This is a genomic window from Sulfitobacter sp. TCYB15 (assembly GCF_040435955.1).
Classification (GTDB): domain Bacteria; phylum Pseudomonadota; class Alphaproteobacteria; order Rhodobacterales; family Rhodobacteraceae; genus Sulfitobacter; species Sulfitobacter pontiacus.
On record NZ_CP159193.1, the window covers coordinates 637050 to 653206 of the forward strand.

The 16157-nt window shown below is 62.7% G+C and carries 15 protein-coding genes; 5 read left to right on the forward strand and 10 right to left on the reverse strand.

Features of this window, described 5'->3' with window-relative positions:
* The first annotated feature begins 116 nt into the window (after positions 1–116).
* Both ABM428_RS02990 and ABM428_RS02995 read left to right on the forward strand, forming a co-directional pair.
* Positions 117–1010 carry a bifunctional helix-turn-helix domain-containing protein/methylated-DNA--[protein]-cysteine S-methyltransferase gene (locus tag ABM428_RS02990; protein ID WP_206338404.1) on the forward strand — a complete coding sequence of 298 codons (894 nt, stop codon included), beginning with the start codon at positions 117–119 and terminating at the stop codon, positions 1008–1010.
* Between the two features lie 126 nt (positions 1011–1136).
* Complete coding sequence (locus ABM428_RS02995; protein ID WP_005851133.1) at positions 1137–1805, forward strand: OmpA family protein; 669 nt, start codon at positions 1137–1139, stop codon at positions 1803–1805.
* Between the two features lie 94 nt (positions 1806–1899).
* Here ABM428_RS02995 and ABM428_RS03000 read toward each other — a convergent pair whose 3' ends face one another.
* Positions 1900–2931, reverse strand: a complete 1032-nt coding sequence (locus ABM428_RS03000; RefSeq protein WP_353628155.1) for an FAD-binding oxidoreductase — start codon at positions 2929–2931, stop codon at positions 1900–1902.
* Positions 2932–2990: 59 nt separating this feature from the next.
* On the opposite strand from ABM428_RS03000, the gene mnmD reads away from it, so the two are divergent.
* A complete protein-coding gene (gene mnmD, locus ABM428_RS03005; protein ID WP_005851137.1) occupies positions 2991–3662 on the forward strand; it encodes a tRNA (5-methylaminomethyl-2-thiouridine)(34)-methyltransferase MnmD in 672 nt (223 codons plus the stop codon).
* On the forward strand, positions 3659–4567 hold the full coding sequence (locus ABM428_RS03010) for a DMT family transporter (RefSeq protein WP_353628156.1): 909 nt from the start codon (positions 3659–3661) through the stop codon (positions 4565–4567). Before mnmD ends, ABM428_RS03010 begins: the two co-directional genes overlap by 4 nt.
* On the opposite strand, the gene ABM428_RS03015 is transcribed toward ABM428_RS03010, so the two are convergent.
* A complete protein-coding gene (locus ABM428_RS03015) occupies positions 4523–6496 on the reverse strand; it encodes a transglycosylase SLT domain-containing protein (RefSeq protein ID WP_353628157.1) in 1974 nt (657 codons plus the stop codon). The genes ABM428_RS03010 and ABM428_RS03015 overlap by 45 nt on opposite strands.
* Positions 6497–6615: 119 nt before the next feature.
* Between ABM428_RS03015 and dapA the strand changes: the two genes are divergently transcribed.
* Positions 6616–7491: a 4-hydroxy-tetrahydrodipicolinate synthase gene (gene dapA / locus ABM428_RS03020; protein ID WP_005851145.1), complete on the forward strand. Its 876-nt coding sequence runs from the start codon at positions 6616–6618 to the stop codon at positions 7489–7491.
* A 148-nt stretch (positions 7492–7639) separates the two neighbouring features.
* Here the strand turns inward: dapA and ABM428_RS03025 are convergent, their stop codons facing one another.
* The 8 genes from ABM428_RS03025 to ABM428_RS03060 form a co-directional block, all read right to left on the reverse strand.
* Positions 7640–7897 carry a glycine zipper 2TM domain-containing protein gene (locus tag ABM428_RS03025; protein ID WP_037944890.1) on the reverse strand — a complete coding sequence of 86 codons (258 nt, stop codon included), beginning with the start codon at positions 7895–7897 and terminating at the stop codon, positions 7640–7642.
* Between the two features lie 96 nt (positions 7898–7993).
* Positions 7994–9391 (reverse strand): aspartate aminotransferase family protein, encoded by a 1398-nt coding sequence (locus tag ABM428_RS03030; protein WP_009825899.1) that lies wholly within the window; start codon positions 9389–9391, stop codon positions 7994–7996.
* 272 nt (positions 9392–9663) lie between these two features.
* Positions 9664–11859, reverse strand: a complete 2196-nt coding sequence (locus tag ABM428_RS03035) for a DEAD/DEAH box helicase (RefSeq protein ID WP_132997496.1) — start codon at positions 11857–11859, stop codon at positions 9664–9666.
* Between the two features lie 164 nt (positions 11860–12023).
* Complete coding sequence (locus tag ABM428_RS03040; RefSeq protein WP_353628158.1) at positions 12024–13592, reverse strand: gamma-glutamyltransferase; 1569 nt, start codon at positions 13590–13592, stop codon at positions 12024–12026.
* Positions 13593–13677: 85 nt separating this feature from the next.
* Entirely contained in the window at positions 13678–14298 is a 621-nt protein-coding gene (locus ABM428_RS03045; protein ID WP_132997498.1) for a CHAP domain-containing protein, read from the reverse strand.
* 132 nt (positions 14299–14430) lie between these two features.
* Positions 14431–15060, reverse strand: coding sequence for an urease accessory protein UreG (gene ureG, locus ABM428_RS03050; protein WP_037943062.1), 630 nt, complete (start codon positions 15058–15060; stop codon positions 14431–14433).
* Positions 15057–15692 carry an urease accessory protein UreF gene (locus ABM428_RS03055; RefSeq protein WP_132997499.1) on the reverse strand — a complete coding sequence of 212 codons (636 nt, stop codon included), beginning with the start codon at positions 15690–15692 and terminating at the stop codon, positions 15057–15059. Before ABM428_RS03055 ends, ureG begins: the two co-directional genes overlap by 4 nt.
* Before the next feature lie 12 nt (positions 15693–15704).
* Entirely contained in the window at positions 15705–16157 is a 453-nt protein-coding gene (locus tag ABM428_RS03060; protein ID WP_005851160.1) for an urease accessory protein UreE, read from the reverse strand.

The following is a 16157-nucleotide window of genomic DNA, read 5'->3' on the forward strand; positions in this document are numbered from 1 at the left end:
CTTCTCAGGGCAAGCCGCGCGCTGCGGATTTTACGGGCGTCGCTGCGGCAGGGGGCTGCGTCATTTGGCGCATGTTTCGGGTCGCGCGGGGGCGGGGCCTGCCGTAGTCTACCCCTATGACACATGCACAGCACACGCCCCAAACCACCGCCCCCGAAGATGCCGCCACCGCAGACGGCAGCGCCTATCACTACGGTGTGATGCGGCGGGCGATTGATCTGATCGATGCCGCCGCCGACCCGCTGGCGCTGGATCAGATCGCGGGCGAAATGGGGATGAGCCCGGCGCATTTCCAGCGGCTCTTCTCGCAGTGGGTGGGGGTGTCGCCGAAACGCTATCAGCAATACCTGATGCTGGATCACGCCAAATCGCTGCTGCGCGACCGTTTTACCACGCTCGACACGGCGCACGAGCTGGGGCTGTCCGGCTCTGGCCGTCTGCACGACATGTTCCTGCGGTGGGAAGCCATGAGCCCTGGCGATTTCGCCCGCAAGGGGGACGGGCTTGTGATCTCGTGGGGGTGGTTCGACAGCCCTTTTGGCCCGGCACTGGTCATGGGCACGCCACGGGGGATCTGCGGGCTGGCTTTCTCGGCCGAGATGGGCACCGATGCCGCGATGGAGGATCTATGCCGTCGCTGGCCGGGTGCGACATTCCGCGAGGATCCGGCGGTGCTGCGCGACTGGGTGCAGATTGCCTTTGGCGTGCAGGGAGACGGGACCGACAAAGCCCCGATGTATCTGATCGGCGCGCCCTTCCAGATCAAGGTGTGGGAGGCTTTGCTGGCGATCCCGTCGGGTCATGTGACCACCTATTCCGAAATCGCCCAGACCATCGGCACGCCCAAAGCGGTCCGCGCCGTGGGCACGGCGGTGGGGCGTAACCCGATCAGCTGGTTGATCCCCTGCCATCGCGCCTTGCGCAAATCCGGTGGGCTAGGGGGCTATCACTGGGGGCTGCCGGTCAAACGCGCCATGCTGGCCTTTGAATCCGCCCGCGTCGACGCGTGAGGGTATCGGCGGGTTGCTGCCTATGGGTTTGAAGCTGCCGGTTCAACGGGAACAAAGGCTGGTGTAAAGCGTTATGTGACGATTGCCTCGCCCGAACGGGGCCACAACTTAAAGGCAGAATAAGATATGACACTTTCGAAAACCTCCATTGCTGTAGCTCTGACAAGCGTTCTGGCGCTGGCTGCTTGTGAACCCGGTCCGATTGGCGGCAACCCCAACGACCCGAACGCCAACACACGTAACGGTGCGCTGATCGGTGCAGGTACCGGTGCTGTGATCGGTGCGCTGTCCAAAGGCGACGGCAACCGTGCGCAAGGTGCCTTGGCCGGTGCGGTCGCTGGCGGTGCATTGGGTGCTGGCTATGGCTATTCGCTGGACAAGCAAGAGGCCGACCTGCGCCGTCAGCTGGATTCCGACGTGATCATCACCAACACAGGTGACCGTCTGATCGTGACCCTGCCGCAGGACATCCTGTTCGCGACAGACAGCACGCAGGTTCAGGCCGGTATGCAAAACGATCTGGCCGCACTGGCGCGGAACGTGAACGTCTACAGCAACTCCACGCTGCAAATCGTCGGTCACACCGATAGCGATGGCGAAGCGTCTTATAACCAGCAGCTGTCCGAAGGCCGTGCGCGCGCCGTCGCGAATGTGCTGGTGTCGAACGGCGTTCCCGGCAGCCGCATCCAATCTGTGGGCCGTGGCGAAAGCCAGCCGGTGGCAAGCAACCTGAACGCAGCGGGCAAAGCGCAAAACCGCCGCGTTGAAATCGTGATCCTGCCAAACGCTGCCTAAACCTTGGCGACATGAACGTGAAAGGGCCTCGGCATCTGCCGGGGCCCTTTTGCGTTTAAGAGGTGCCTTAGGGGGCTGTCGGGCCGCCGCGGCGCTAGAGGTTGTCTTCGACGCGGAACCCCTCGGGGATGGTATCGCGCCCGTCCAGCATCAGATCGGCCATGACCTCGGCCACTTTGGGGGCCATGCCGAACCCGATCTTGAACCCGCCATTGGCCACGAACTGCCCCGGAGCGTCGGGCAAGGAACCCAGCATCGGGGCACGGCTGCGGCTGCGCGGGCGCACGCCGGCCCAGCGGGTGATCACCGACGCATCACGCAACACGGGCACCGCGGCACGTGCGGCGGCGATCACATCATCAAGCTGCGCGTCCGTCTCGGTGGGCGAGGTATACGCGCGCTCTGTCGTTGATCCGATGGCGGTGGTGCCGTCGCTATGCGGGATGATATGCACACCGCCCGCGAAAAGCTGTGGCAAGCCGCGCGCGTCATAGTCCAGCAGCGCGGCCTGACCCTTGACGCCTGCGCCTACCAGACGGCTGTGATTGGCGGTCATTTGCGTCAGCCCTGCGACGCCCGTCGCCCACAGCACCTGTCCGCGATCTTCGCCTTCCGCCTGCACCGTCACGCCTTTGGCCGCCAGTGCCCGCACCAGCGCGTCGCAGGCGTGGCGGGGGTGGATCAGACCGCTTAGCGTGTCGTGGATCAGCCAGCCGGTGGGGCTGTCGGGCTGCCACGGCGTGTCACTCGCGCGGATCACGGACCATGTGGCCTGACCCTGCCACAGCGCCTTGGCGGTTTCGGCCCGCTGCTGTGCCAGTGCCAATGCCGTATCATCGGCCACGGGTTGCAGGCGCCCCTTGCGGGCATAGCCCGCGTTCCCCCCACCCGCCTGTTCAACCGCTTGCCAGAACCCTTCGGCCATCAGCAGGCTGTCGCGTTGAAAGGCTTTCTTGGCGTTCCAGTTTTCAGGCACATGCGGGGCCAGCGCGCCGACGATACCGCCGCTGCTGCCGGCGGCGGGCCCATTCGGGTCGATCACCTGCACCGTCGCGCTGCGTTGCACGCAGGCCCATGCCACGGATAGCCCGAATATCCCCGCGCCGCGTATCGTGATTTCGGCCATTGCCAATCCTTGCCCTTTTTGCGCAGTGTTCGGCAACGCCCATAGCACAAGGCCATCCCATGGAGAACCAGACAGCTGATATTGAATGGAAAGACAGCGGTGTGCCCGTGTCCTCCAAGTTCGACGACCCGTACTTCAGCCTCGACAACGGGGTAGAGGAAACGCAGCATGTCTTTATCGACGGGAATGACCTGACCAACCGCTTCCGCGACGGGTTCCGCATCGGAGAGTTGGGGTTCGGCACGGGGCTGAATTTTCTCGTGGCGTGGGACGCGTGGGCGCGGCATGGCGCGAAAGGCACGCTGCATTTCACCTCCTTTGAAGCCTTCCCGATGTCGTCCGAGGATATGGCCCAAGCGCATCGGTCCTTTCCTGCCTTCGACGGCAAGCGCGACGCGCTGCTGGACGCTTGGTCGCCCGAGGGTGGAGAGATGCGCTTTGGCGATGTGGTGCTGACCGTGGTGATCGGCGATGCGCGGCGCGCGGTGCCCGCGTGGGACGGGCTGGCGGATGCGTGGTTTCTTGACGGATTTTCCCCCGCCAAAAACCCCGAGCTGTGGGAGCCGGAGCTGCTGCACGATGTCGCACGGCACACGGCACCGTTTGGCACGGCCGCGACCTATACCGCCGCTGGCGCGGTCCGTCGCGCGCTGGAAAGCGCGGGCTTCGCGGTTGAGCGCACGACCGGTTATGGACGCAAGCGGCACATGACGCGGGCTGTGCGCGTATGAGCATGGCCGCCAACCGCGCGGCGGCTGCGGCGCAGTCGAACAATATCCCGCTTGGCATCACCTTGATGGTGATCACGACCTTTGTGTTTGCGGTGCAGGACGGGCTGTCGCGGCATCTGGCCTCTGAATACAACGTGATGATGGTGGTGATGATCCGCTACTGGTTCTTCGCGGCCTTTGTGATCGCGCTGGCCAAACGCCATGCGGGCGGGTTGCGGGCGGCGGCGCGGACCAGCCAGCCGGTGCTCCAGATATTCCGCGGGCTGCTGCTGGCGGCCGAGATCTGCGTGATGATCGTCGCCTTCACGATCCTTGGCCTTGTGGAGAGCCACGCGGTCTTTACCTGTTATCCGCTGTTGGTTGCCGCCCTGTCCGGCCCCGTCCTGGGGGAGAGCGTCGGCTGGCGCAGATGGGCGGCGATCGGGGTCGGTTTTATCGGGGTGTTGATCATTCTACAGCCGGGGATGAGCGTCTTTGACCCCGCCGCCGTGATCCCGCTGGTGGCGGCCGCGATGTTCGCGGTCTACGGGCTGCTGACCCGCTATGTCGGGCGCAAGGACAAGACCGCCACCAGCTTTTTCTGGACCGGCGTCACGGGGTCAGTGGCGATGACAGCCACGGGGCTATGGTATTGGGAGCCGATGATCGCCAGCGACTGGCTGATCATGGGGTGTCTGTGCATCACCGGTGTCACGGGTCACTGGCTGTTGATCCGCTGCTACGAAGTGGCCGAGGCGAGCGCGGTGCAGCCCTTTGCCTATTTGCAACTGGTCTTTGCCGCGATCATCGGCATCAGCGCCTTTGGCGAAACCGTGCGCCCCAATGTCGCCTTCGGGGCGGCGCTGATCGTCGCGGCGGGGCTATTCACCTTTTGGCGCGAACGGCAAAAGGGTCGTGCCCGTTAGTTCCTCGGTAAAGGGTTGGGGCAGGGGGTTTTTGCCCATGCGCGCGCGGTAAACGGGCAGGCTTTCGGTCACCCGCATCACATAGTTCTGCGTCTCGCGGAAAGGGATCATCTCTATCCAGTCGACGATATCGATGTCGCCCTCGCGCGGGTCGCCGTAGGTATCCATCCAGCGCGTCGGACGCGAGGGGCCCGCGTTATAGGCGGCTGAGACCATGACCACATTCCCGTTAAACCGGCCCGCCATCTGCGACAGGTATTCGGACCCCAGCAAAGCGTTGTATTCCGGGTCGGCGGTCAGCCGGTCGGTGGTGTGCAGCGCGCTGATCTCCAGATCGCGCGCGACATCCTTGGCCGTGGCGGGCATCAGCTGCATCAGACCGCGTGCGCCCACATGGCTTTGGACCACGGGATCGAATTCGCTTTCGCGGCGGGCGATGGCCAACACCATTTCGGGGGCCATGTTCAGGTCCAGCTTGATCGCATCATGCAGCGCGTAATAGGGGCCGGCGATGGTGATGCCCCGTTGTGCCACACGTTTGCCGATCATCACGGCCAGATGCGGCTGGCCCACGTCAATCGCGGCCTGTCCAAGAAGGGCGGCGTCTTCGGTGATCAACTGCTCTGCCAGATGGGTCCAGAACCGTTCGGCGGTCGACAGCTCGCCCGAGGCTTGCAGCAACAGCCCCGCCTGAAACAGCGGTGCATGTGCCAGCGCCGATGTGCGCCAGTCCTGTTCAGGGGGAGCGCCTGCAAGGCTTGTGTCGAACGGCAGATTGCCCCGCTCTGCCGCAAGCAGACCGTAGAAAGAGGATTGGAACTTCGCGCCTTGGGCATAGGCTTTGGCCGCGCCCTCGGCGTCGCCCATGGCTTGATACGCGCGGCCCTGCCAATAGCCGGCGCGCCCTTGGCTGATGGGGGATTCTACCGCGCCGTCATGGGCCTGAAAGTGACCAAGCGCCAGCTTGGAGTCTTTGAGGAACCGCAGGGCGATATAGCCCGACAGCCATTCAAGGTCCGCGAAATGTGACCCTTCGGACAGGAAGTGTTTCGACGCCATCTGATAGGCCCGCGCCGGATCGCCATTGCGCATTTCATCCCGCGCCAGCGCGCGGCGGCGGTTGGCCCATGCGGCGGGCTGACCAAGGGCCGCAGCGCTGACCGATTGCGACAGCATCAGATCCTTGGCGCTGTCGCCGTAGCCTTTGCGGATGCGCCATTCAAAGCGGTCGGCCTGTAGCCCCGGATCACCGGCCTTGCTGGCGGGCAGCGCGTCGATCAGGGCGTTTACGTCGCCGTCCAGATTTTGCAAGGCGATGCGGGTTTCGGCCAGCGCCTTGTCGGCATCACTGACCAGATCGAACATCTGGCGGGCTTCGGCGTGTTCCCGTTGCCATAGCATCTCGTCCAGACGGGCGGCGTGGTGCGGTTTCAGCAAAGGCCCATGTGCGTCAATAAACTTTGCCTGATCGTTCCCGCTCATGGGCAGGGTACGCCACGCCAGCACCAGCCGCGCCTGTGCCTCGCCCAGACGATCCGCACGCAGCAGCGCTGCGGCATGGGCCAGCACACCCTCGGGCGTCTGCGGGCCCTGACCGGTAAAGAACTCCAGTATCGCCTTGTCACCCTCGCGGATCACGGCCTCTTCGGACTGTCTGCGCAGATAGGCCTCGCCCGGCCAATCAGGGCGGCGGTTAAGGAAATCTGTCACCTCGTCATAGGTGCCCCGTCCGGCGCGCAGGCGGTGCCATTCAATCACATCTACCGCAACGGCCCCGTCACGGCGCGCGATCAGGGCGGCATTATCCCAGCTGCCCGCGCGCATGGCGTCCATCGCCCATCCCAGCGGACGCGGCCTTTCGGCATGGGCCGGAAGGGCGAGGGCAAAAACCATCGTCAGCGTCGCCAAGGCGCGTCTCATCACTTGCATTTCCTACTGGTCAAAGGCTACAGCCTTGCAACATACGGCGCGGCGCGGGGGTTTCAACTCAACTTGCCGCTATCAGCAATTGGGCGCTTGCCCAGCAACGCAAGAATAGGAGCGTGCATATGCTACAAGGTTCACTACCTGCACTCGTCACGCCGTTCACGGACGGCGCGCTGGATTTGGCCACGCTCAAGAAGCTGGTGGAATGGCACATCGCGGAAGGATCGAACGGGCTGGTGCCTGTCGGAACCACCGGTGAATCGCCCACCCTGACCCATGCCGAGCATGAAACCGTTGTCGCCGAAGTCGTCAAAGCCGCCGCGGGTCGTATCCCCGTCGTTGCAGGTGCCGGTTCGAACAACACGACCGAAAGCATCCGTCTGGCCAAACACGCCGAAAGCGTCGGTGCCGATGCGGTTCTCGTGGTCACGCCCTATTACAACAAGCCGACCCAAGCCGGTCTGATCGCGCATTTCACCGCGATCCACGAGGCCTGCGGTCTGCCGATCATCATCTACAATATCCCTGGCCGTTCGGTCGTTGATATGCTGCCCGAAACCATGGCGGAGCTGGCCAAGCTGCCGCGCATCATCGGTGTCAAGGATGCCACCGGCGATCTGGCGCGGGTCTGTGACCAGCGGATGCTGTGCGGGCCGGATTTTGTCCAGCTCTCGGGCGAGGACGCCACAGCGCACGGGTTCAACGCCCAAGGCGGCGTTGGCTGTATCTCTGTCACCGCGAATGTCGCGCCCAAGCTGCTAAGCCAGATGCAGGCGTTCTGCCTTGCGGGGGACTATGCCGCGGCGCTGGAAATCCAGGACAAGCTGATGCCGCTGCACAACGCGATCTTCACCGAGCCGGGCCTGGTGGGTGTGAAATACGCGATGGCGCGTCTGGGGTTGTGTTCAGACGAGGTGCGCCTGCCGCTGGTGCCGCTGACCGATGCCACCAAAGCGCTGGTGGATCACGGGTTGAAGCACGCGGGTTTGCTTGACTGATGTCGCGGTAAAATCACGGGTAAGACGGGGCGGCATCTAGCCGCCCTTTTTTATGGGCGTCACTCAACCCGCCCGTCAGCGCATAAAAAAGGCCCCGGCGAAACGCCGAGGCCTAATGTGAATATCTGCCTTCGGGAGCAGAAAACGCTTATGGGCAAGCAGCCGTGTAACGCTGACCTGCGGAGTTCTGGTAGACGCACTGGCCGTTTTTGCCGCGGCCCAGGTATGCACCTGCAGCAGCGCCAGCCAAGCCACCCAGAACGGCGCCTTTGGTTTTGTCATCGTCGCCCGACACGACAGCACCCAGAGCCGCACCAGCAGCAGCACCGGTTACAGAAGATTGCGTCTGCGTTTCGCAAGCGGCGAGTGCGCCAACCATAGGCAGGACCAAAAGTAGCTTTTTCATGATATACTCCATACTAGCTTCAGTACTTAACGCTATGTGACGGGTTTGGTTCCAGTAAGATTATTTTGATCGGCGACAAAGTGCCGGAGCGGCAGCCTATTTGCTGCCGAACACCCGACCCATTGCCCCATCCACGGCCGCGATGATCTGATCAATATCGTCCTTCTTCGCGATCAATGCAGGGCTGAAGCAGAGCGTGTTGTTCTTGCCCGGCACCGACCGGTTGGTCGCCCCGATGATCACGCCCTGCGCCATACAGTCTGCGACGACCGCCTGAATCTGCGCTTCGACAACGGGAACGCGGGTGCTGCGGTCTTGGACCAGCTCTGCGCCAAGGAACAGACCCTTGCCGCGCACCTGACCGATCACGTCATATTTGTCCGACAGCTCTTCAAGCTCTTCGAGCATGTATTGCCCCATGTCGCGGGTGTTTTGCAGCAGGTTTTCGCGTTCGATAATCGCCATGTTTTCAATCGCGGCGGTGGGGCCCGCGGTGCAGCCGCCGAAGGTAGAGATATCGCGGAAGTAGTTCAGCGGGTCGCTGGCGTCGTCCTTGAACAGGTTAAAGACCTCTTCCGTCGTCACAAGACAGGCAATCGCCGCATAGCCCGAGGCCACACCCTTGGCCATCGTGACCATATCGGGCTGGACGCCGAAATGCTGGTAGCCGAACCATTCGCCGGTACGCCCGATGCCGCAGACGACTTCGTCAATGTGCAGCAGCACGTCATACTTGCGGCAAATCTCTTGCACCCGTTCCCAATAGCCGTCCGGAGGCGTGATAACTCCACCGCCCGCCGTGACGGGTTCAAGACACAGCCCGCCCACGGTGTCGGGCCCTTCGGCGAGGATGATCTTCTCGATCTGATCCGCGGCCCAAACGCCGTAGTTATCCTCTGGCGCGCCGTCTTGCTCGAACTTGCGATACTCCAGACAGTGGGGGACGCGGACGAACCCGTCGGTGAAGGGGCCGTATTGCGCATTGCGTTCTTCCTGACCGCCCGCAGACAGACAAGCGATGGTCGTGCCGTGGTAGTCGCGGTCGCGATACAGGATTTTGTGCTTCTTGCCGCCATAGCGTTTGTGGGCGATCTGGCGGATCATCTTGAAGGCTTTCTCGTTCGCCTCGGAGCCGGAGTTGCAATAGTACAGGCGGCTCATGCCCGGCATCTTGTCGATCAGCTTTTCCGCAAAATGCGACCCCGGAATAGACCCGGCAGACCCCGCAAAATAGTTCAGCTTGATCAGCTGGTCGCGCACGGCGTTGGCAATGCTTTCACGGCCATAGCCGACGTTGACGGTCCAGACACCACCGGACACCGCGTCCAGATGCTCTTTGCCCTTCTGGTCCCAGACACGCATGCCTTTGCCTTCGACAATGATCCGTGGGTCCGTGGTTTCATAGGCTTTGTGCTGGCTGAGGTGGTGCCAGATGTGCGCGCGATCTGCCTCGACCACACGGGAGATATCGTTTTCGCTAAATGTACCATCCATGTGCGTGACCTTTCCGAGGTTGGGATTGGGGGCGGGTGGCAATGCACCCTGTTTTCAAGGCCCCATCGCAAACGCGCCTCGCGTCTGTTTCGGCCCATGTGCAGTGATTGTTAGGAGCAACTTCCCCCTCTGAAAAGGAAAAACCTGCCACATAGGGGGGCGGGACGGGGAAGATAGACGCAAAAAGGGCCGGAATTGATTAAAATTCCGGCCCCTAAGCGATTGATTGATCTGTATTTCCCCGTTTTCAGACCGGGGGTAGGTCTTGCGGCTTATTTCGGGCGAAAGCTCGACTTGCCGCGTTTGGGGGCTGCATCGCCGCCACCGGCTTTGCCCGAAGGTTTGCCACCCTTGGGTTTCGCGCCCAGTTTGCCCGGTGGGACAAAGCGTTTCGACGGGTCAGCGGCGCGGGCCTTGAACGGTTTATCCGCTGGTTTGCCGTCGCCACGGGGGCGGTCCGCCCCACGATCCGCTGGCTTTTCCTTTTTCCAGACGGCTTTGGCTTTGGGCTTGCCGCCGGGTTTGTCGAAGCTGTCAGGCTTGCCCGCAGACTTGGGTTTAGGCGTGGCACCGGGCTTCATCGGAGACCGTTCGGTCTTGTGCGACTTGGGCGGGCGTTCGCCTTTGGGGGCTTTGGGCTTGTCAAACTTCGGCTTGTCGCCGCGCGGTTTGTCGAACCCTTTATCGGGGCGCGGGCCGCGAGGCTTCTCGTAGGTAACCGATGCTTCTTCGGTGCTGGCCGCACGTGGTTTGCGCGGTGCACGTGGTGCGTCGGGGTCATAGGGTGCGCGGTCGGGGCGAGGGCCACGATCGGGACGCGGGCCGTTGTCGGAACGCGGGCCGCCACGGTTCGGTTTGGGGCCACGGCCGCCGGGCTTGGGCCCGCGCGACAGATCGGGGGCCTTGTCCAGTTTGGTCACAACCGCGCCGTCTTCGACCTTCATGTCGGGGCCAAGCGCGTTGGTGAATTTATCTGCCGAGGTCTCGAGGATCTCGACAAAGGTATGGCTGGGCTGCACGCGGATCGCGCCCACGTCATCCTTGGTCAGATCGCCCATGCGACAGATCATCGGCAGGATGGTGCGGGGTTCGGCGTCATCATTGCGCCCGATCGAGATCGAGAACCAGACCGACGGGCCAAAGTCGCCACGGGGGCGTTCGTCGGCAGGGGTGCCGGGCTCTGCCAGCTGCTCGGGCGCGGACTGGCGTGCACGGTACAGGTTCACAAAGGCCGTCGCCAGTTGCTCGGCGCTGAACTGTTCGACCAGATTGGCAACAAAGCCCGCTGCATCATCGGGGATCGGGTCAGACCATGCGGAATCAGCCAGCAAACGCTTTTCGTCTTCGGCGTTCACTTCTTCAGCAGAGGGCGGGTTGGCCCATTCGACCTTCAGCTTGGCACCGCCCAGCAGACGGTTTGCCTTGCTGCGCATCTTGGCGGGAACGATCAGCGCGGACACACCCTTGCGACCGGCACGACCGGTACGGCCCGAGCGGTGCAGCAACGTGTCAGAGTTCGACGGCAGATCGGCATGCACCACCAGTTCGAGGTTGGGCAGGTCGATCCCGCGGGCGGCAACATCTGTCGCGATACAGACGCGCGCGCGCCCGTCGCGCAGCGCTTGCAGCGCGTTGGTGCGTTCGGATTGCGTCAGCTCGCCCGACAGCGCCACGACCGAAAAGCCGCGGTTGGTAAAGCGGGTGGTCAGGCGTGCGACGGCGGCGCGGGTGTTGCAGAAGACGATGGCGTTTTTCGCCTCGTAAAAGCGCAGCACGTTGATGATCGCGTTTTCAGTGTCGCGCGGGTGCACGTTCAGCGCACGGTATTCGATGTCGGCGTGTTGTTTCTTTTCGCCCACGGTTTCGACGCGCTGCGCATCACGCTGGTAGGATTTGGCCAGCTTGGCGATCGCCGCAGGCACGGTGGCCGAGAACAACAGTGTGCGGCGCTCTTCCGGCGCTTCGGAGAGGATGAATTCCAGCTCTTCGCGGAAACCCAGATCAAGCATCTCGTCCGCTTCATCCAGCACCACGGCACGAATGTCGGACAGGTTGATGTTGTTGCGTTTGATGTGGTCGCATAGGCGGCCCGGTGTCGCGACGACGATATGCGCGCCACGGTCCAGCGCACGACGTTCGGTGCGTGTGTCCATGCCGCCCACGCAGGTGGTCACGACCGCACCGGCCTTGCCATAAAGCCACGTCAGCTCGCGGCTGACCTGCATGGCCAATTCGCGCGTCGGTGCGATGATCAGCGCCAGGGGCGCGCCAGCGTGTCCGAATTTTTCATCGTCGCCCAAAAGGGTCGGTGCGATGGCCAGACCAAAGGCCACTGTCTTGCCGGACCCCGTTTGGGCTGACACCAGAAGGTCGGCTTCGACCAGATCTGGGTTGGTAACCGCCTCTTGGACGGGGGTAAGCGAATCATAGCCTTGGGTGGCAAGCGCGTCTGCGATGGTTTGGATCAAGGGATTGTCCTGTCTGAGAAAATGTCGCGCTACAAATACGCGCGTCGCGGCAAAAGCGGATACGCCAGCCACGTGTTGCGCCCGTCCCTAGTCGGTTGTGACGCAAATGTACATCTCTTTGTCAGATGTGCAGGGCAAGGCAGCTATGCTTGCCCGTCGCTCTTTTAGGCGCTGACAGCATCCCCCCAAGCGGACATCACCTCTGTCACGCCGGTATTTTCGTCGCCTGCGCGCCCGACAGCAGAGGGGCAGGCGAAGTGATAGGGGAAGATCGTGCGCGGCGCGGTTACCACATTGTCCAGCGTGTCTTGCAGCGTCGCGATCACCTGCGGCGGCAGCGCCTGATCCACGATGGTCACATCGGCAAGGCTCATATCCGTGCGCGGCGCATGAAAGGCGGCTTCCAGATCCATCCCGTAGTCCAGCAGCAGTGAGGTCAGTTCGACCACAGCGGGCATGATCTTGCGCCCGCCAGACGCCCCAAGCGCGAATTGCGCACCGTCGGCACGCTCCAGCAGGGTGGGGCACATATTCGCAAGGCAGCGTTTATCCGGCCCAAGCGAGTTCGGCTTGCCCTGTTCAGGGTCGAACCACATGATGCCATTGTTCATCAGGATGCCCGATTGCGGCAGCATCATCCGCGAGCCAAAGATCGACAGCAGCGTTTGGGTGACGGCGACCATATTGCCCGCCGCATCGACCACGCTGAAATGTGTGGTGCAAGACGGATCGGGTTCATGTTCGGTATCGCCCATCGTGTCATAGCGTTCCTGGTTGGCCTGCCGGATGGCACGGTCATAAGCGATGAAGGCTTCGGCGTCGGGGGCGTCTGTGCCAGGCTGCCAAGCGGTCATCAGATCAAGGGCGCGGCGCATGGTCGGGCCAGCGGTCAGGGTCGGTGTGGCGATGACCTCGTGCCCGCGGTAGGCATAGTGCATCGCGTCGACCAATGTCGCCTGATACTGCGACAGATCCTCGGCCGTATGGTGCCCGCCGGCGGCTTGCAGATCGGCGACGATGGATTGCGCCAAAGGCCCCTCGTAAAACGCGCGCGGTCCGTCCTTGGCGACGGTGCGCAGCGACGCGGCAAGACGGCCAAGGTCGCATTTCGTCTCGCCCAAGGCGGTCCAGCCAGAGGATTTGGGAAAGCCGTCTTCGTCCAGAAACGTCTCGGCCGAGGCGGGGAAGGGGGCGAGGTCTTTGGCCGAACCACCAAGGATCAGCTGCGTGTACCAGTCAACAGGAAGACCATCATCGGCAAGCTTGATCGCAGGGGCCAGCAGATCGGCCCAAGGTTTCGTGGCAAAGCTTTCATGCGCCAGACCCATGCCCGCGACCTGACCGGGAATGGCAATCGCCTTGGCCCCAAAGACATTGCGGTCTTCCAGCACCGAAGGCCAGGGGAACAGATCGCCCGCCTTGCCGCCCACGATGGGATAGTCCGCGACATCCAGCCCCTTGGGGGATTTCATTCCGAATTCGATGACCTTGGCCGTCTTTTCGCCCGCCATGCGCACGACCATAAAGCCGCCGCCGCCCATACCGCTCATCCAGGGTTCAGCCGCGCCAAGCGCAAAGGAGGTGGCAATTGCCGCATCCACCGCATTGCCGCCCTGCGCCATGACATCCGCCCCGACCTGCGCGGCAACACGGCTTTGCGAGGCGACGATCCCCTTGCGGCTGCGGGTCGCGGGTTTGGTGATTTGCCAAGAGGCATTCTGCTGCTGGGTCATTGGGGGCATCCTGATGTTTAGATGTGCCTACCCAACGCCAGTGTCAGCAGATTTGCAACCTTGAGGGGCGCTGCGGCCCCATTGGTCAGTTGCTTTGTGTCGGTGCCGCCGAAAATGCGAACATGGGGGGCTGCGTCATCTCGTTCGACGGCGCGGATTTCGCGTCGGGATAGATGAACCCGTTGATCGGATAGACACTGCCGTAGGACCCGGCCTGGCTTTCAAGGCGCACATCGGACCAGTCGTTCAGCGGAGATACGTCTTGTACGCTCATCCCAAGCGAGATCTTGTTGCGCTTCCAGTTGGCGTGATCAACTTTGATCTCGCGCGGGGAAACGACTTCGGAGACGACGGCAACATGGCCCATAGGGTTCCGGCTGGTGCCTTTGAACGCCATGACCGACCCGACGACGGGTTCTTTGCCGCGCTCGTACAGGCCGTTGGCTTGCGCCCACCACGTATTGGCATTGCCGCGGATTTGAACGCCGCTGGCATTGCGTGCGAAGGGCACGCACCAGACGCGCTGACCTTTGGATTGCAAAACGCGTACCTCGCGGATTGCCATGGCGTGCAGGTCGGGGTTGATACCCGCCTGACCAATGGTCTGAATTTCAGACGGGCCGCGGGCGCAGGCTGCTGTCATCAGCAGGGCCACACACAAAAAAGGAATTCCGACTTTCGATGACCACTGGCGTTTCACGCTCATTTATCTGTCCTGCTGCCCGTTTCACTCACCTTACTGTCCCAGTAAAGTCCGGCAGACATTCCGCGATTCTCGGCCAAAAACAAAGCGTCAGGATTTTTGTGGGCAAAATTCCGCCGTTATTATTGCAAATTGTTAATTTTCGGGAACCGGGCGGAGGCCGCCGATTTCGACAATCAGGTCCAGCAGCTCTGCCACACCCTTATCGTGTTTCATCTCGGCAAAGAGATAGGGCAGATCGCCGCGCATCCGTTTGGCGTCACGGTCCATCACCTCTAGCGACGCGCCCACATGCGGGGCGAGGTCGGTTTTGTTGATGATCAGGATATCCGACTTGGTGATCGCCGGCCCGCCCTTGCGCGGGATCTCTTCGCCCGCAGCCACGTCGATGACATAAAGCGTCACATCCGCCAGTTCGGGGCTGAAGGTCGCCGACAGGTTATCGCCACCGGATTCGATGAGCACGCAGTCCAGATCGGGGTGGCGGTCGCGCATCCGGGCGACAGCGGCAAGGTTGATCGAGGCATCCTCGCGGATGGCGGTATGGGGGCAGCCGCCGGTTTCGACCCCGATGATCCGGTCCTGCGGCAAGACCTGAAGCCGCATGAGCGCTTCGGCGTCCTCTTGGGTGTAGATATCATTGGTGATCACGCCGATCGACCAGCGGTCGCGCATGGCACGGCACAGGGCGGCGGTCGTTGTCGTCTTGCCCGCGCCAACGGGGCCACCAATGCCAATACGAAGCGGTCCATGGGGGGAGGTCATGTCTGGAACATCCTTGAGTAAAGCGTTTCATGTCGCATCGACGCGATATCGGCCAGAAAACAGGCGCTGCCGATGTCGTTGATGGTTTGGGTCAGGGCCAGCGTCACCGTTTGGTGGCACAGCGGGGCAAGGGCGGTGATCACCCGCTGCCCGTCCGTTTGCCCCAAGGGCACCGCGCGGATCGCAGCAGACACCAGTGCGCTGACGAAGGCGTGCAGGAATAGCTGCGCGCCTTGTTCCACGGGCAGCCCCTGCGCCGCGCAGGCTGCACCAAAGGCGACGGGCAGCGTCAGGTCGGGAAGGTCATGCCCCCAGACGTCATTGACCACCCGCACAAAGGCCGCGCCCTGTTGGGTCATCTCGGTCAGTCGCTCTGACGAGGGTGCCAGCGCGCGCGCCAGCGCATCCACCTCGTCCATCCCCTTGCCCGCAAAGCCAGCGTTCAGCAGGATCGCATCGGTCCGGCCCGCACCGTGGGTGATGATGTCCGACAGCCACGCCTGAAGGCTGGACGCATCGTGAATGGTGCCGTCCTGCACGGCCATTTCCAGCCCGTGGCTATAGCTGAACGCGCCGATGGGAAAGCTGGGCGACAGCCATTGCGCGAGCGTGATCAGGGCTTGGGTTTGCATCGTCCGGCGGGCCTAATGTGCATGGCTATGGGTGCGCCCGTGGCCATAGGCACCGCCTTCGGGAATGAACGGTTCGGACACATCCCGCAACGTCGCGCCGAGCTTTGTCAGCATGTCGCGGATCACGTGGTCGTTCTGGATCAGCAGGCGGGCGGGTTCAAGCTGGCAGGGGCAGTGCCGGTTGCCGATATGCCATGCCAGCCGCACCAGATCGTCGCCGGTGATTTCCAGCAAGGCTTCCTTGGCCGCGATGACCTCGATGATTTGCCCGCCTTCAAGCTCGAACGCATCGCCGTGGTTCAGCGATTCCGTATGGGCGAGGTCCACGAGGAACCCGCGATTGTGGCTGGTCAGCAGGCGTTTGCGGCGCAGGAAACGGTCGTCATAGGTCAGCACGCAGCTGTCATCCGCATGGTCCCACTGGCCGTGGCGCTTGATCGTATGGGCGGGGGGAAGGTCGGTCAT

Bases quoted from the DNA above. Each gene is read 5' to 3' on its own strand.
- ABM428_RS03040 (WP_353628158.1), bottom strand. From the start codon at position 13,592: ATGACCCAGCAGCAGAATGCCTCTTGGCAAATCACCAAACCCGCGACC.
- ureG (WP_037943062.1), bottom strand. From the start codon at position 15,060: ATGACCTCCCCCCATGGACCGCTTCGTATTGGCATTGGTGGCCCCGTT.
- ABM428_RS03010 (WP_353628156.1), top strand. From the start codon at position 3,659: ATGAGCATGGCCGCCAACCGCGCGGCGGCTGCGGCGCAGTCGAACAAT.
- ABM428_RS03030 (WP_009825899.1), bottom strand. From the start codon at position 9,391: ATGGATGGTACATTTAGCGAAAACGATATCTCCCGTGTGGTCGAGGCA.
- ABM428_RS02995 (WP_005851133.1), top strand. From the start codon at position 1,137: ATGACACTTTCGAAAACCTCCATTGCTGTAGCTCTGACAAGCGTTCTG.
- ABM428_RS03055 (WP_132997499.1), bottom strand. From the start codon at position 15,692: ATGCAAACCCAAGCCCTGATCACGCTCGCGCAATGGCTGTCGCCCAGC.
- ABM428_RS03025 (WP_037944890.1), bottom strand. From the start codon at position 7,897: ATGAAAAAGCTACTTTTGGTCCTGCCTATGGTTGGCGCACTCGCCGCT.
- ABM428_RS03060 (WP_005851160.1), bottom strand. From the start codon at position 16,157: ATGACCGACCTTCCCCCCGCCCATACGATCAAGCGCCACGGCCAGTGG.
- ABM428_RS03000 (WP_353628155.1), bottom strand. From the start codon at position 2,931: ATGGCCGAAATCACGATACGCGGCGCGGGGATATTCGGGCTATCCGTG.
- ABM428_RS03015 (WP_353628157.1), bottom strand. From the start codon at position 6,496: ATGCAAGTGATGAGACGCGCCTTGGCGACGCTGACGATGGTTTTTGCC.
- mnmD (WP_005851137.1), top strand. From the start codon at position 2,991: ATGGAGAACCAGACAGCTGATATTGAATGGAAAGACAGCGGTGTGCCC.
- ABM428_RS02990 (WP_206338404.1), top strand. From the start codon at position 117: ATGACACATGCACAGCACACGCCCCAAACCACCGCCCCCGAAGATGCC.
- ABM428_RS03045 (WP_132997498.1), bottom strand. From the start codon at position 14,298: ATGAGCGTGAAACGCCAGTGGTCATCGAAAGTCGGAATTCCTTTTTTG.
- dapA (WP_005851145.1), top strand. From the start codon at position 6,616: ATGCTACAAGGTTCACTACCTGCACTCGTCACGCCGTTCACGGACGGC.